This window comes from Parasedimentitalea marina (assembly GCF_004006175.1).
GTDB lineage: Bacteria > Pseudomonadota > Alphaproteobacteria > Rhodobacterales > Rhodobacteraceae > Parasedimentitalea > Parasedimentitalea marina.
Map to the genome: position 1 here is coordinate 1709256 of NZ_CP033219.1, position 13158 is coordinate 1722413.

The following is a 13158-nucleotide window of genomic DNA, read 5'->3' on the forward strand; positions in this document are numbered from 1 at the left end:
AAGCGGGGTCTAAAGCGATGTCCTTTGCAAAATCCCGGAACCCACGTTCAATCGGTTTAGATTGGCCACTTGCGGGCTTGGCCCAGTGAACTTGAATGCCCAGATTGGGAAGCACACCAAGGGGATCGTCTTTGCGCACCTTAAAGCGAAAGCGGTTCGGAATGCCGCCGGTGAGCCATTTACCGGTAAACTCCCGTCCGTTGTCGAACAGGCAATGGCTAGGATGCCCCAGGTTTCGACCAATTCGCCAAAGGCGGCCATGACCATTACCATGTTGGGTGAATGATCGATGCGCCAGCTCAACATCTTGCCGGAATAGAGATCCTGGAAGGCAACGATCTGGGGCCTGTTTATGGTGCCGTCGGGCCAGCGCACGAAGACGTCAAACTTGTGGCAATCGGCGTTAACGCCTTCGAGCGCCGTCAGGGTGGTACGGTCCCGGATCTGCGCCGGAAAACAGCGCAACAAGCCCGCAAAACCTTCACGGGCCAACACTTGGCAAAGGCGCGGTACTTCATCGTCCAATCGCCGCTTTGCAGTCTTGCTGATCAGGATGTCCCAACCCTCATGCTTGGCTTTTTGCAGGCAGCGCGATAGCATTGGGCAAATGTTGGTGGTCCTTGGCGCAGATAATCGCTTGTTAAATAGTCCATAAACGCTTGGGTGCAGGCCGCCTTATTGGGCTTGCGAACAGCCAAACGGTTACGCGGCACCAGATAGGCCAGGCGGTCCTCAGGGGCGACGCCTTCAACCATGCCGATCCAGTTGTAGACACTGCGGGCAGAGGAGCCACATTGGCGCGCGGCCTCGGCCACGGCGTGAACATGGGTAACGCCGGACTGGTGCAGACCTTCCACCATTTGCAGCGCAGCCAGCCGGGTTCTAGCCTTGGTCTTTGCAGTTTCCGGCAGGCTATCAAATGCGGCCCAGGCATTGCCCCGGTCCGGGCGTTCGTCAGGGGTCTCAGCGGCATCTGTCAGCAGCTTGCGCCGTGCTGCTAAGGGCAACACCGACCAGTGATATATCCAGCCGCCACCGCGTCCAACCTTGCGCTTGGCGCAGCCTTCAATGGCGCGCCAGCCGAACCGCTGTGCCAGCAGGTTTATGCCTGGTTTGCTGCCCGGCAGTTCGGGCAGGCCAGAGTTGGCCAGCTCTTCAACTGTCCACCAGATCTGTTTGGGTTCAACGACGCTCATTTGGTCACCCCGCCCGTTTGCTGGTGAAGGGGACGATTTCGGCATCTGTTTCCAGGGCTTCGTCGCTAACGACTAGGGCGTCTTTGCCCAGTAGCTCCAGCAGCTCGTCGCGGTGATCCTCGGCAAACCTCCGCCGGGCTTCTTTTGGGGCCCGTGAATAGGCGTCGTTTAGTTTTCTGCGCGCTGCCTCAACCGGGTCTTTAACTGCAGTTCCGGGGGATTTCTTACGGGCCAGAACTTCCTTGGCGGATTTGGCGGTGCCATCGCCCAGGGCGCGACAAATGTCATACCGATCCGTTGTTGTTCCGCACTTGGCTATCTCTTGCAGGTCGGAAAGGGAGACCCGCTTAGGAGCGTCTCGGAGTTCTTGGATTTCACGGGGGCCAAGGGACCGGCCCGCAGCAACAAGGCGGCGAACTGTGCGCTCGTCGACGCCCATTTTGTCGGCTGTTGCGGTTACAAATGATACGACGGACATGTTGTCCGCCGTATCCCAACGTTTTGCGACCAAGTCTGCCCCGGTTGCTGCTTTTGTCTCAGGATAGGCCCGTTCATACACTTCTTTGCGACGGGCAAGGAATACTGCCAAATCCAAAGTGTTAAGTTCGGCATGTGCCAGGTTGTCGTCGATCTCGGCGAGGTCTGCCCAGTCGTCTGTGCAATCCCAGACCTTGGCGGGGATTACATCGCGACCCAGGGCGCGAAACGCTGCCATCCGGTGACCGCCGGCAATCAGCCGTAGCTTGCCGGTTTTCTTGACTTTGCGGACTTGGATCTCGGACATCAGACCTTGGGTCTCAATCGAGTGTGTCAGGCTTTTAACAGCCGTTTCAGACACCGGGCGCAGTCGGTTTGATGTGTCGATGTCATCAAGCGGGATTTCTGTAACTTCAATCAGGCGTGGGGGACGCATGGGGGATGCTCCTAAATGAAAAATTAGCGGGTAGGGGAGGGGGCTTGGGCGGCCTTGCGATTGCCGACAAGACGGTTCCAGAGCGCAGTGAACCTAGTGCGATCTTTTGGTCGTGTACGCGCCAGTTTTTCCCGCTCAACAGCCTTCTGGAACTGATCGCGGTTGACGAGGAAACGCTGGCAGTTGGCAAGCGTTCGGTCGTTCAATAATGCTGTGGCCCAGGCGGCCACCTTTTCCTGTGCCAGGCATTCTGCCTCGACCGTATCGTCGAGATCGTGGGCAATACTCTCTGCGGATGCAGACCCGGCTTTCACTGAGGCCAGTTGCTCTGTCAGATCCGCTCTGAGGGCCGCGAGGCGTGTGTGCCTGGCAACGGCTTCTATCAAGCCGGATAGGCGTTCTGGCGCTGTCATTGGCGCTGTCGCCATGGCCTGACATTGGTGTTCAAAAGTCATCGAAAAATGTCTCCTGCTAAAAGTCCAATAATGAGTGTTATGAAAAGTGAGGCTGCGCCGAGGATCTCGCCGAGCCAGAAAAGGGCGGTGCCAAACCAAGCGCGTCGGCCCCAGCGTCTCTGCAGTAATGTGCAATGGCTGGGGCCCGTCTCCGCGAGTGTTGGGCAAGAATACAAAGCCCCCAGTGGCGCATCCCCATGGCCACCGGGAGAGTTGTCCAACCGGGCCCGAGCAGGAGCGTGGTTGGATTGGGAGTGAGTGTGAAAGGCATTTAGCATTGGGCAGCACTCCTGGCGCTACGTTGGCTAGGTCGCCGACCAAGAGAGAGCGCCACTCGTTGGCGCTTGGGGCCGTGAAGCTCTTCAACATAGCCGCCATTCGACTTTAGGTGCGGCAGTACGTCGTGCTCTGGGGCGTCTACTTGATACCCAAGCGTGTGCAGGACGAGGCGAATAACTAACACAGATGGGTTTGCATCTTTGCCTTTGGCATCTTTGTCGTTTGCAAGGCGCCTTAAGTGCCTGCCAGTTATCCCACAGGACCGACCGAGCTCCTCATATGAAAGCTTTCCGAGCCCTTTGTTCTGGGCAGCGACTTCTTCACGTAAGAAGGCCGCGAATTGTTGTCCGCTCATTTGAGGCATCTTTGGGTCCGCTATCTTCGGTTTGATATGTCTGAACGTTAGAAGTAAACTTCTATCAGTTCAACCCTAAAAGTCTCAATTTACGACAGATACTTCTATTTCGCCGTAAGCCGCACAACGCTTTCGGACTTATATTTCCGTTTGCAGGAATTATTATTCCATGTATGTTGAGGCCATGATTGGTGCACTCGATAAAAAACAACCCACTAAAAATGGGGAGGTGGAGCTCTGGAGAAAGCGCCTGCGTCAGGCGTTGGAAGTTCGGGGTTTGGATTTTGACGAAGTGTCTGAAGCTGCTGATTGTAATCGGGAATATGTATCAAAAATGCTTGCGGGTCGGTTTAATCCGACTGTCGCGCGGCTGATGAGAATTTGTGACGCCGGAAAGATAGATATGGCGTATCTGTTTTCTGAAGAGCCGAGCGAAGAGGAGCGTAATGTTCTTGAAAAGGCTGCAAACTTGTCCAAGGACGATGCTGAGCTAGTCAGCCGGCTCATTAAGAGCGCCAGATCGAATTAATTCGACCTTCCTAATGGCTTCTTTGAATATTTCTGTGCCTAAACGTGGCGACTCCCGGTTGGCCTTGATTACCTGGTTCATGATTTTTTCTAAAATGTCTGCCGTCACTTGATGCTGTTTCATAATTCGACCTAATATTGGCTTATCACTTGTGATAATCGTATAAAGCGATAGTATCGAGAGCATTACATATCAAACGTGTGTGTCCAATATGAAAAGTGATATAAAAAGTTTTCTATTCAGAACTCTGGAAGAACTGTCAGACGGCGGTTATTCAGTGGGTGTTGGTTTCCAAGGAGTGGAACCGCATTTCGTCAAGTCGACCTATTCGTCAGATTGGGTTGAACGATACATCGAACAAAACTTCATTAAACAAGACCCAACAATTCAGTTTGGTCTATCCAGGTCAGCCTACGCTACTTGGGAAGACCTAGAGAAATTGTACCCAGATTCGAAAGGCTTTTTCGCTGAGGCAAGGGCGTTTGGTTTGCTACGGGGCAATACCCTATCAGTATGTGTTAGAGGGCAAGTTTCAATTCTCAGTTGCTCTGGGGCACACTGGGACGATGCTGTATTGCGTACCGCAAGTGCGGCCCTTTACGGCTTGGCAGTATTGGTTGCGGACGTAGACACCAACAAATATGACCCGTTGTCTCCTCGCGAGAAGGAAGTTCTCAACCTCATGACTACCGGGTCGAAGGACCAAGAGATTGCGAACATCTTGAAAATTAAAGTTGAAACTGTCCGCGCTCGAAGACGAAGCGCCTTCCTGGCAACCAACACGACTACGATTGGCCAACTTATGTCAGAAGTGATAAAAAAGGACCTCATTTAGGAGTTCTTTGTTTCCAAAAGAGTGATGGTCCACAAAATGGCGCTGCAAGTTGGAGAGCGCCATGCGATTACACACATTTTCATTTCTAGATCAATATCATCACGGTTCCATTTTTTCTGATTATCTCGCTTTGAGATATAGGGCATTGGTCAGAAAATTAGGCTGGGACCTGTCACATGATGGATCGGTGGAAATGGATCAGTATGATCATCCAGGTGCAGTATTCTCGGTCGTTACTTATCAGGGCAAAGTGATCGGTGGAGCGCGTGCATTGCCGTGTAGCGCTTCATGGGGAGGTTGGTCCTATATGCTGAAAGATGCATCATTGGGTAAGCTTGGACGAATACCAAATGATCTATTGTCCGAGTATCCCAACGCTGGCCATACGTGGGAAGGTACTCGCCTGGTAATGGACGAGACAGTTGAGTCGGCACAGGTCCGCCTGATGGCAATACGGTTGGTTGTGTTTGGGCTCTGCAAGTTGGCCAGTAAAGGTGGTGCTGAAACAATAATCTCTTTGTCTCCTTCACCATTTGGCCGGTTGTTGGGGGTTATGGGGTATACAGCAGTGCCAATTGGTCGGGAATACATCGGCGAGGAAGACAGTCTATCATACCGCGCCTTTTCAATGCCGTGCAATCCGCTGATAAATGCGGATGTATGCGCAGGGCTCGAAGTTATATCTGCTCGGTCTGAACAGCTCTTTATCCCTGGAGGAGAGGTCACCTACCTGCAGAGAGTTTGAAACGGTACTCTCCCATAAATGTCGAGAGCGGCCCTGACCTGCCGTTTGTGCCATATCCGTCTAACGGCAGTTCCCAGCCCATAGCAGTCATTGTTTTTCGGCACATCGGGCGGACGCCGCCGTTCGCTGCAAGTGCAGTGTTTTTTGGACAGCGCCGCAGAAGCAGCCACTCACACTATTTTTTTTGGAGCACGTGAAAGCAGCTCTCTTTGCAAGAACTTCAATCGCTTTCCTGAAAGCTTTAGCTTTAAGGCATTTTTCCGTGTTGCCTTAATCTAGATGATTTGCGAATTAATCTTCTGAGAGTGGATTAACTTTGAAGCGTCTTTCATCCGGCGAATTCCCTGTTTCGTTTGAGTAAGTTTTTATGAACTCACGCGTATCTCCGTCGTATGTAATGCTACCATGCAGACAGACGCTTGCAACCTTGGGGCTTTTCACTCTCATTCTCTCAAAATGTCTTCGTGTCCAATCAAGCACGGCTAGTCTGAGGGGGTTTTCTTGTTTGCCATAATTCTTATGCCGTTGATCATTCAGACCCAGAACGTTGAGGCAGAATCCTAAGTAGCTAGCGCCTTTGAAGTTGTAGAATTCATCCATTCGGCGAATTTCTTGGTAGATTAACCTTGCTACCCTACGATGTATCCATTTGCTGGTTTTGCTTTCGTTGAAATGAAAAAGCCGACTCCAAACTGTGTTGTGAGTGACGCTCCAACAAATATCGACGGGCTTTCGCACTTGAGATGCTTTGAAGATCAGATCAAATATGAGGTCCGCGAGGCGTTCATGGAAGCCGTTATTAAATGTGTCTTCTGGTTTGAGTGAAGACCAGATCTCGACGTCCTTGTCGTCAAGAAGTTTCATTAGTGCACGCAAAAAATCCACAAGTACAATGAGTCTGGCGTGTTCGTCACGCTGGTAGTATCGACTGTCATCGTCGTTAAGGTTGTAAAGATCGTGGACCATGCTTTTACAGTTTTCCAAGATTTGGTTCACAGCGAAGCTATCCATGCCATCTAAGCCGTGTGGCGACTCTCCCAACAGGCGCTCAATGTATAGGAGGCTGACGCGCGTATAAGCTTTCCAATTTTCCGCATCCCATTCGTCACGAATATTGTAGCGTGGGTCCAATGGTGAACTGTGTCTATTTGACAGTGACCGGATCAGCTTGGGGTTGGCGAAAATTGCGGAGCTGTAGAGCTGGACGTAACCGGACCAACCGGAATCCCAACCACTATCTTCATGGAATATGGGGGAAGTTTTGCAGCTCAGAAATTCAACGGAGACATTTTGTGCAAATGTATGAAATGAAATTCCCGCCTTATCCTGTGCTGAGACTTCATTAAAAATTGCCTCTGCTGTGTTTGGTGCAAAGCACGCCATTTCTGCACATACCCTACGATTTGCAAGCAACAACAAAAAATCATGAGCGATTTGTTCGGTTCGGCTCAAATTCCACGGCGTTCCTTTCTCATTTGGGGGAACCGGTGCAAACTTAATCAAGCTATGTGCCGAGCGTGCTAATTCATGCAGCGCAATCCTTAGCTCTGTGTCACCTTCATGGTGAGTCGCTCGTTGGTAGAACCAAAAGAACCGGCGGCTGTTCCAACGTGAAAACTTCGGGGGGCGGATATATGAGACGAATACCCAATAGAGTATTGCTAATACGCAGGGTGCGAGCAGGAAAGAGTCAATTACAAGGCGGTCGTCCATCACAGGCAACAACGGCCAGCCGTTGTAGAACCACACCTCAGCTAGCAATTTCAGTACAAAAACTGCCACGAAGAGCCAGAAGCTAAGTTGATAGACAGGTATTGGAGCGAGTGAGAGTCGCAATTTGTTTCTATAGTCCGATATGGTGTATATCACCAAAAGTAACGCAAGCGCAGATAGATAATCTGAAACGCCAAAAAGTGACTCTGAACCAGATGATCCGGCGGCAACCCAGCATACCTCAAACTCGTAGTATGCGTCCTTTAAAATCTCTTTGCAGGTCTGCAATAGCCAACCCCTAATTGCTTACAATGATCATCTGGCACAATAACCTATGTTTCTTCTGCACGACATGACATTTGTAGTGTTCCGTTGTTACGGGTCTCGTACTTAAACAATGATGTTGCGCGATGGGCGAATGGCTAGTCTTGTGAAGTTTCACCGCAGCATCAGATCGGTCAGCAAAAGGTAAGTATGAACCGTCCGCTCGACTTTGCAAAGTGCTCTATCTGCGCATAGCTGTCCTTGGAGCCGATGGCAGCGAATGGCCGCATAATGTTATGGTTCCCCCTAATATCGCTTTCTAGTTCCAGCATTAGAAATGGCGTACTAAATTTCCCTACCGCCATGATTTAAAACAACCTTTCTATATCTAGAAAGTCGTCACCGAACAAAAAAGGCGACTTTCTAGTTCCAAGGTGCAAAAGTCGCTGTAATTATGAGCGTTTGAAGTATCGGAGAAGGGCACTAGCCTTATTATTATGGCGCTCTGGGACGCTGGTGGAATTTGCAGAGTTTGGTGTCCCAATATCGGCCTATTGGCGTTTAAAGCCTGTTTTGAGCCTTTTTGAAAGACACGCGTCCAATCTGCCCTGGTCACGCTCGGTTGCCTCAAACGCCCTTGTTTTTAAGACTCTATCCGGCTTCTTCCGCCATCTTCCGGGCTCTTCCGGTTACTGCAATAACAAGTGTCCAACAACAAGCGCTGAGACATCTTCTAAAAGCCGCTGTTCGTCTCTGGCCGCAAGGGCAATCCATCGGGCACCGGCACGTCGTGGGCCACTAACCACTCTCGGATAGCAGTCCAGCGATCCTGGATCATTGGTAGGCACCGATATTCATCCAACCGCCCAACCTCACGCAACAGGGCAGCTTCCCATTGGAGTTTGAACTCTAGCCGGTGAGACTTAGCCCAGCTTTGGAACGCGGCGCGCCAGGCGTCGTGGTCCGCTGCCTCTAGGGTCTCGTACAAGTCATAAGGGATAGTTCGGGGCCAGTCGGGCATGTTGTCCTCTCAGGGTTGGATAACAGATGTGTCGCAGTTGGCAGGAACGCAAGGCCCAGAAGATTTCGCTTGGGCGCAATTGGTGCCAGGCGTATTGGAACGAGATAGTTGCAATGACCGAGCAGGCGGCGGCGAAAACCGATTAGAAAGCCACCGCGAAGAAGTTCTTAAACAGTCTTTGAAAGGCCTGTAGGACAGAGTCCGCCTGACTTAAGTGTTACCGAGGTCCATCGATCCATAGCCAGCTGAGATTTTCATATTTTATCCATTCGCTGTTGAAGTAAGCCACATCGACGACGATGCAGATCAGACCAATGGGCAGAATGATTTCGAAGAGTAAATAACCTACAAATGCTGGATAACCGATCAAATTGTGAAATAGTTGCCGCGCCAACTTCCAATACATGTATTTGGAATATGAGAGAATTTGCAGCCTCGCCTCTTCCATGACGCGAATAGCTTCAGACATCCTTTCATCCTGCGACAAAGTGCTGTTCTCATCTTGGAAAATGTCATGAATACTCTCAGACACTTCTACTACTTGATCGTTCGGTTGATAGTAAGGTTCCTTAAATTTAGCCATCTTGCGTACAGTGAATTTGCAAGCTGGTACTTTCAATATGTTGATGACGTTCGAATTTAGTGACATCACATCAGTCAACTTGTGAGCGCTTCCGATCCAGTTCTTTTGCCAAGTCATGAAGAAGACATCTGAAATCAGGTTTATTGCGTACCGAACAAACAGCAAAGCAGTTACCCAAAACAGGGTTGTGGTGACATACTCTGGCTTGAGCTTGATGTTGACCGCTGTTTCGGCCATTGGGGCCAAATCAATATCAAATATGTATATTGATAAGAATGCTGTCGCTGATACGAAAAATGATGTTTGGCGTTTCAGAGTCAGCGTACTCAGTGGTTTTTCCATCGGTTCCTCAATTTCATATTGGCTAAGTTGACTAGTGGCCTGCTGGCTTCAGAAAAACACAGAATAGAAAAACTTAATTTGCGCTGAATCTCCAGGCACACTTTAAACGCAAGTGGAACGGGGTTTAAACCCCGTTCAAAAGCTCCTTTTTCAACGCTTCAAACGCACTTGCCCTAGGGCGTCACCGTGCCAATGCTTGCACGGCTTCTGCCAATAGATCTGCCCCCATTGGTGCCAGCGCCCGCCTCCACAGCCCCATCGCCGTTTCACCGGGCAGGATCTGCACTTGGTCCTGGAGCCTTCGCCCGTTGGCAATGACCGCCGGTCCGCCGTCAATTGCATCCGTCAGCCAGTAGACGGTGCCGCCGGTAAACCGCGCGTCGTCTGCCAGGCAATCGCGGATGGCGTTACGGCCCTTGTAGGCGGGGAGAATAGACGGGTGGTAGCCGATAGCCCCCAGCCGGGCCCATTCAATGAACCAGCCCGGCACAATGCGGAAGGAGTGGGCAGATATAACCAGATCCGGACGCCAGGGCAGATCAGCCGACAACAGGGGCAGGGCGCGCGGCTTGACCGTGCACGGCAGCTCCAGGTCCTTGGCGGCGCGGGCAGCCAGACGGTCCTCAGGCTCAGTTATCAACGCTGTTGCAACTCCTTCGGCATCAAGGCGTCGCAGGGTCTCGGCAGCAAGCCAGGAACAGCCAATCACGGCCACGCGGAACTGATTGTTACTCGACATAGCGAAACCCCTGTACTGCTCGGAAATGCCCGCCTAAGCGACCTTTGATGCCGCTGGACTTGGCGGATGATTTTTGGCCGAGATTGGCTGAGGTTTGTGCCCAAAGCGGTTGCGCCCTGAGCGCCGTGGCAAGGCCGGGATGGGACGTGTGGAACAGGGTGGGCAAGGGGCGTTGATAGCGGTTCACACCGCGCCGCCACAAGGCGCACAGCTCATTTAGGAACCGCAGCCCCAGCCCTGCTCCTTGCCATTCGGGCATGATAACAAGGCGGCAGGCGCGGGCCTCAACCAGCCCCGGTCTAGGGCTGAAACAGATATGCGCCACGGGTTCGTTGTCGACAAAGCCGACGTAGTAATCAGCGGCCACCATGCGGGGCAGCTTCAGGTAGTGATGCGGCTCAAACAGGGGCCAGTAGGAACCATCGGTTTTGTGAATGTCCATTGTGAGGCGCGGGGGCCGTCGAAGACGCCTCCATTTGAATTCGGCGCTACGGGTATCAATGACCCAATCGGGCTGCAGCCATTGCACAACGTCGTCGTGGCAAGTGACGCCGACAAACTGACCTCCGGTGCGCCGCCAGGCCTTGGCAAATGCCGCCGCGCCAATCCGGGCCACGCGGCGATCAATTGTCGATGTGAACTCGTCCACAACGGCCAGCTTTGGCTTGTCACACAGCAGGCGGGCGAGGTTGGCGCGGAACTGTTCGCCGTTGGATAACAGCCCATGCGGGCGCAGCCAGCTCGGGACCGATCCGAGCCCAACGGCGGCCAGGGCAGCCGTGACACTGTCCATTTCAGCGTCTGGGGCAATGGCCTCTATAATGGCCTGGTCTATGGGCCACTTTGGGTCGCGGGTGATAGCCTTGCCAAAGAGCGCGCGCCCGAGTGAGGTTTTTCCGGTACCAGACGGCCCAACAATGAGGCCGACGCCCCAAGGCTGTGCGTTTAAATCGGCTTCAACGGTCAATTTAAAGTCGGCGTCGCCTTCGACATTGAACATGCTGGAGACCCGCGCGGCACGGTAGGTTTCAGGAATGGGCGATTTGTGGTGGATCTCGACCTTCATGTGTTCACCACCTTGCAGCGGTGCCCGTGGCCGGTCAGCTGTTCAAATAGGGATTTCTGCGCCGGTTCGTCCTGGACCAGGACAATGACGCCGAACTGCTGTTTATAGCGGTTCCCCTTGGGTATTCCGTGGGTTCCCGGCGGTAGCGGGGGCAGGTTGATTTCTTCGGATTTGGCCACTGGAGCCTTCCTTTCCATCGCGCTCCTGGCGCTTGGATAAAGGGCTCTGTTGTGGCCTCAAATGATTGTGTGCCTTGCATCTTGGGCACTTGATGTTGAGCGCGCCGTTTAGGGCATCACTCTCTATTTTAAATAGCAGTCGGGCACATTGGCCGCAACGCTGGTCTTGCATGGACAAGTGGAATCACCTCAGAAAGGCCACACCCTCGCGAGGGGTGGGAGCGGCCATGAGGAAATGCTGGTCGGCGGGGTTTAGTGTGAATATTAGTCCCCGTGTTAAGGAGTGTTACAGCACCCCTTAGCCTCCCTGTAAGGAGGCGTTACGACGCCGCCATCAGGAAGCACATCAGCTCGGCGTAGCGCAGGCCCAGGCGATCTCCGTTGGGCTCCTCGACCGCGTATTCCTCGGCGACGATCTCCATGACCGGAATGCGGTGTGTGCCGATTTTGGTGCCGTCTTCGTCAACCAGTGGAATGTCAGCCATGACACCCTGTTTGACTGTTTTGGACACCAGCGTTTGAACTGCGACCCCGTCCACAACTTCAACTTCCATGACGTCAGATGTGATCGTCTCAGTCACTTGCCGCTCAACTTCGCGGGTCTTGGTGACGGTCTTGGTAACAGGTGTGCGGGTGAACAGGCTGTAGCGGCCTACGTCCAGCCCCTCGGCGTCAAATGCTGCTTCGACGTCCTGGGCGATAAAGCCGCAGTGCAGCCGGGCGGCGTTCTCGCCCTTGGCCTCGACCGCATCAATCCACTGATAGATACGAGTGCCTGCCATGAGCGAAGCAGCCACCCGTTTTTCCGCATCGTTCAACACCCGAATACCGTGTTTCAGGCGCTCATCAGAGGACTGAATTGCCGTGTTGGTGGCATAGAAATCATCCCAGCGGAAGGACGCCGTGCCCAGGCTTTGAGCGTCATCTGTACCGGGGTGAATATGACCGTCGTACCTGATCCGCAGCCTTTCCACCGGGTCAGCGGCAGAGGACGTAAAGAACGACATTCCGACCTGTGTAGACCCATCCTGAACAGATCGAATAGAGGCATCCCGCGACCCGACACCGTTGCGGCTGGGATCAAGTGAAAGCTGCACAACGCCGTCGCTGGAGTGCCTGCGCAGTGCCAAATGCGCGGCACTGTCGCTCTTAACGGTGACGGCTGAACCAGCAATTGGCGCAACGCCGACGCCCAGCCCATCGGAGGTCAACTTTAGACCCTCGACCCCTTCTACCCGCCAACTATGGCTGGTCGCACCAAGAGCCCCCAGTCTCATCTCATAATCGATTGAGACACTCGCTCCGGCATCATCCCGTGTGGCCATTCGGAACACATCGGTCCAACGAAGAAAGCGAGTGCGTTGGTGGCTCGCCGGGTCGTCACTATTGCTGAGGTCCATAACGGGTGAAGGACCAACCACGTTGACAGCAGAAAACGACGCTACAGCCGGTGTCGCTTGCCCAATCGGGGTATCTTCCAATGCAAGCATTTCTGCCCGGTCAGTGAACAGCTTGATGATATCCGTGCCACCGGCGACCAAGGCCCAGTTGTTGTCGCCGATGCGGCGCGCGCCGCTGTCCAGGTCCGCAAGGAACCGCCAGCCTGGTGCGCCCAAAGTGCCATCTGGGAACTTACCCTGGCCCGCGCCGTCGTAGATCGACTGGTAATTGGTGATCAGCGATTGGACCGACGCCACCAGGGCAATGTCCAGGCTGTTGGTGGGAAAGATCGCATAGGCCTGCGGCGAGGCTGTTGCCCCCTGATAAGCAGTGCCCAGTGTGAGGGAGGCGGCATCCGTAATGCTCTCGATTTCATAGAGCCGGCCATCGGGGCCGACAAAACCCCAGCCGTTTTGCAATGCACCAAACCAGCCGGTGCCGGTCCCGGTGACAAGGGTTGCGCCGTTGGTGACGCTGACAGTGCCGGTGCTGTACCATGACATA

15 protein-coding genes are annotated in these 13158 nt (G+C 53.2%); 3 read left to right on the forward strand and 12 right to left on the reverse strand.

Annotated features, from left to right (window positions below):
- Nucleotides 1–9: 9 nt before the first annotated feature.
- The 4 genes from EBB79_RS08310 to EBB79_RS08325 are packed head-to-tail and all read right to left on the reverse strand — an operon-like array spanning nt 10 to nt 2564.
- Nucleotides 10–525, reverse strand: coding sequence for a transposase domain-containing protein (locus EBB79_RS08310; RefSeq protein ID WP_420850416.1), 516 nt, complete (start codon nt 523–525; stop codon nt 10–12).
- 23 nt (nt 526–548) lie between these two features.
- On the reverse strand, nt 549–1196 hold the full coding sequence (locus EBB79_RS08315; RefSeq protein WP_164860763.1) for a DNA-binding domain-containing protein: 648 nt from the start codon (nt 1194–1196) through the stop codon (nt 549–551).
- Nucleotides 1197–1200: 4 nt separating this feature from the next.
- Nucleotides 1201–2109 carry a ParB/RepB/Spo0J family partition protein gene (locus tag EBB79_RS08320; protein ID WP_127748472.1) on the reverse strand — a complete coding sequence of 303 codons (909 nt, stop codon included), beginning with the start codon at nt 2107–2109 and terminating at the stop codon, nt 1201–1203.
- A 23-nt stretch (nt 2110–2132) separates the two neighbouring features.
- The gene (locus EBB79_RS08325; RefSeq protein WP_127748473.1) at nt 2133–2564 is read right to left on the reverse strand and encodes a hypothetical protein; all 432 of its coding nucleotides are present in this window, start codon (nt 2562–2564) and stop codon (nt 2133–2135) included.
- An 803-nt stretch (nt 2565–3367) separates the two neighbouring features.
- Between EBB79_RS08325 and EBB79_RS08330 the strand changes: the two genes are divergently transcribed.
- From EBB79_RS08330 to EBB79_RS08340, 3 genes are all read left to right on the forward strand, one after another.
- Nucleotides 3368–3727 (forward strand): helix-turn-helix domain-containing protein, encoded by a 360-nt coding sequence (locus EBB79_RS08330; protein WP_238705029.1) that lies wholly within the window; start codon nt 3368–3370, stop codon nt 3725–3727.
- A 211-nt stretch (nt 3728–3938) separates the two neighbouring features.
- Nucleotides 3939–4562 (forward strand): helix-turn-helix transcriptional regulator, encoded by a 624-nt coding sequence (locus EBB79_RS08335; RefSeq protein WP_127748474.1) that lies wholly within the window; start codon nt 3939–3941, stop codon nt 4560–4562.
- Nucleotides 4563–4623: 61 nt separating this feature from the next.
- Nucleotides 4624–5307: an acyl-homoserine-lactone synthase gene (locus EBB79_RS08340; protein ID WP_127748475.1), complete on the forward strand. Its 684-nt coding sequence runs from the start codon at nt 4624–4626 to the stop codon at nt 5305–5307.
- A gap of 291 nt (nt 5308–5598) precedes the next feature.
- Here the strand turns inward: EBB79_RS08340 and EBB79_RS08345 are convergent, their stop codons facing one another.
- From EBB79_RS08345 to EBB79_RS08380, 8 genes are all read right to left on the reverse strand, one after another.
- Nucleotides 5599–7308, reverse strand: coding sequence for a hypothetical protein (locus EBB79_RS08345; RefSeq protein ID WP_127748476.1), 1710 nt, complete (start codon nt 7306–7308; stop codon nt 5599–5601).
- Between the two features lie 709 nt (nt 7309–8017).
- Nucleotides 8018–8305, reverse strand: coding sequence for a hypothetical protein (locus tag EBB79_RS08350; protein ID WP_127748477.1), 288 nt, complete (start codon nt 8303–8305; stop codon nt 8018–8020).
- A 217-nt stretch (nt 8306–8522) separates the two neighbouring features.
- Nucleotides 8523–9230, reverse strand: coding sequence for a hypothetical protein (locus EBB79_RS08355; RefSeq protein ID WP_127748478.1), 708 nt, complete (start codon nt 9228–9230; stop codon nt 8523–8525).
- Nucleotides 9231–9411: 181 nt separating this feature from the next.
- Nucleotides 9412–9969, reverse strand: a complete 558-nt coding sequence (locus EBB79_RS08360; protein WP_127748479.1) for a formyltransferase family protein — start codon at nt 9967–9969, stop codon at nt 9412–9414.
- Nucleotides 9959–11035, reverse strand: a complete 1077-nt coding sequence (locus tag EBB79_RS08365) for a GNAT family N-acetyltransferase (protein ID WP_127748480.1) — start codon at nt 11033–11035, stop codon at nt 9959–9961. The genes EBB79_RS08360 and EBB79_RS08365 overlap by 11 nt, the downstream gene beginning before the upstream one ends.
- Nucleotides 11032–11214 (reverse strand): hypothetical protein, encoded by a 183-nt coding sequence (locus EBB79_RS08370; RefSeq protein ID WP_127748481.1) that lies wholly within the window; start codon nt 11212–11214, stop codon nt 11032–11034. Before EBB79_RS08370 ends, EBB79_RS08365 begins: the two co-directional genes overlap by 4 nt.
- Nucleotides 11138–11386, reverse strand: a complete 249-nt coding sequence (locus EBB79_RS25585; protein WP_420850401.1) for a Com family DNA-binding transcriptional regulator — start codon at nt 11384–11386, stop codon at nt 11138–11140. Before EBB79_RS25585 ends, EBB79_RS08370 begins: the two co-directional genes overlap by 77 nt.
- 148 nt (nt 11387–11534) lie before the next feature.
- Nucleotides 11535–13157 (reverse strand): tail fiber domain-containing protein, encoded by a 1623-nt coding sequence (locus EBB79_RS08380; protein WP_127748483.1) that lies wholly within the window; start codon nt 13155–13157, stop codon nt 11535–11537.
- Nucleotide 13158 lies beyond the last annotated feature (1 nt).

What these genes read in the sequence shown, in the direction of transcription:
- EBB79_RS08315 (WP_164860763.1), bottom strand. Translation starts at nt 1,196, where the DNA reads ATGAGCGTCGTTGAACCCAAACAGATCTGGTGGACAGTTGAAGAGCTG.
- EBB79_RS08320 (WP_127748472.1), bottom strand. Translation starts at nt 2,109, where the DNA reads ATGCGTCCCCCACGCCTGATTGAAGTTACAGAAATCCCGCTTGATGAC.
- EBB79_RS08325 (WP_127748473.1), bottom strand. Translation starts at nt 2,564, where the DNA reads ATGACTTTTGAACACCAATGTCAGGCCATGGCGACAGCGCCAATGACA.
- EBB79_RS08330 (WP_238705029.1), top strand. Translation starts at nt 3,368, where the DNA reads ATGTATGTTGAGGCCATGATTGGTGCACTCGATAAAAAACAACCCACT.
- EBB79_RS08335 (WP_127748474.1), top strand. Translation starts at nt 3,939, where the DNA reads ATGAAAAGTGATATAAAAAGTTTTCTATTCAGAACTCTGGAAGAACTG.
- EBB79_RS08340 (WP_127748475.1), top strand. Translation starts at nt 4,624, where the DNA reads ATGCGATTACACACATTTTCATTTCTAGATCAATATCATCACGGTTCC.
- EBB79_RS08350 (WP_127748477.1), bottom strand. Translation starts at nt 8,305, where the DNA reads ATGCCCGACTGGCCCCGAACTATCCCTTATGACTTGTACGAGACCCTA.
- EBB79_RS08355 (WP_127748478.1), bottom strand. Translation starts at nt 9,230, where the DNA reads ATGGAAAAACCACTGAGTACGCTGACTCTGAAACGCCAAACATCATTT.
- EBB79_RS08360 (WP_127748479.1), bottom strand. Translation starts at nt 9,969, where the DNA reads ATGTCGAGTAACAATCAGTTCCGCGTGGCCGTGATTGGCTGTTCCTGG.
- EBB79_RS08365 (WP_127748480.1), bottom strand. Translation starts at nt 11,035, where the DNA reads ATGAAGGTCGAGATCCACCACAAATCGCCCATTCCTGAAACCTACCGT.
- EBB79_RS25585 (WP_420850401.1), bottom strand. Translation starts at nt 11,386, where the DNA reads ATGCAAGACCAGCGTTGCGGCCAATGTGCCCGACTGCTATTTAAAATA.
- EBB79_RS08380 (WP_127748483.1), bottom strand. Translation starts at nt 13,157, where the DNA reads ATGTCATGGTACAGCACCGGCACTGTCAGCGTCACCAACGGCGCAACC.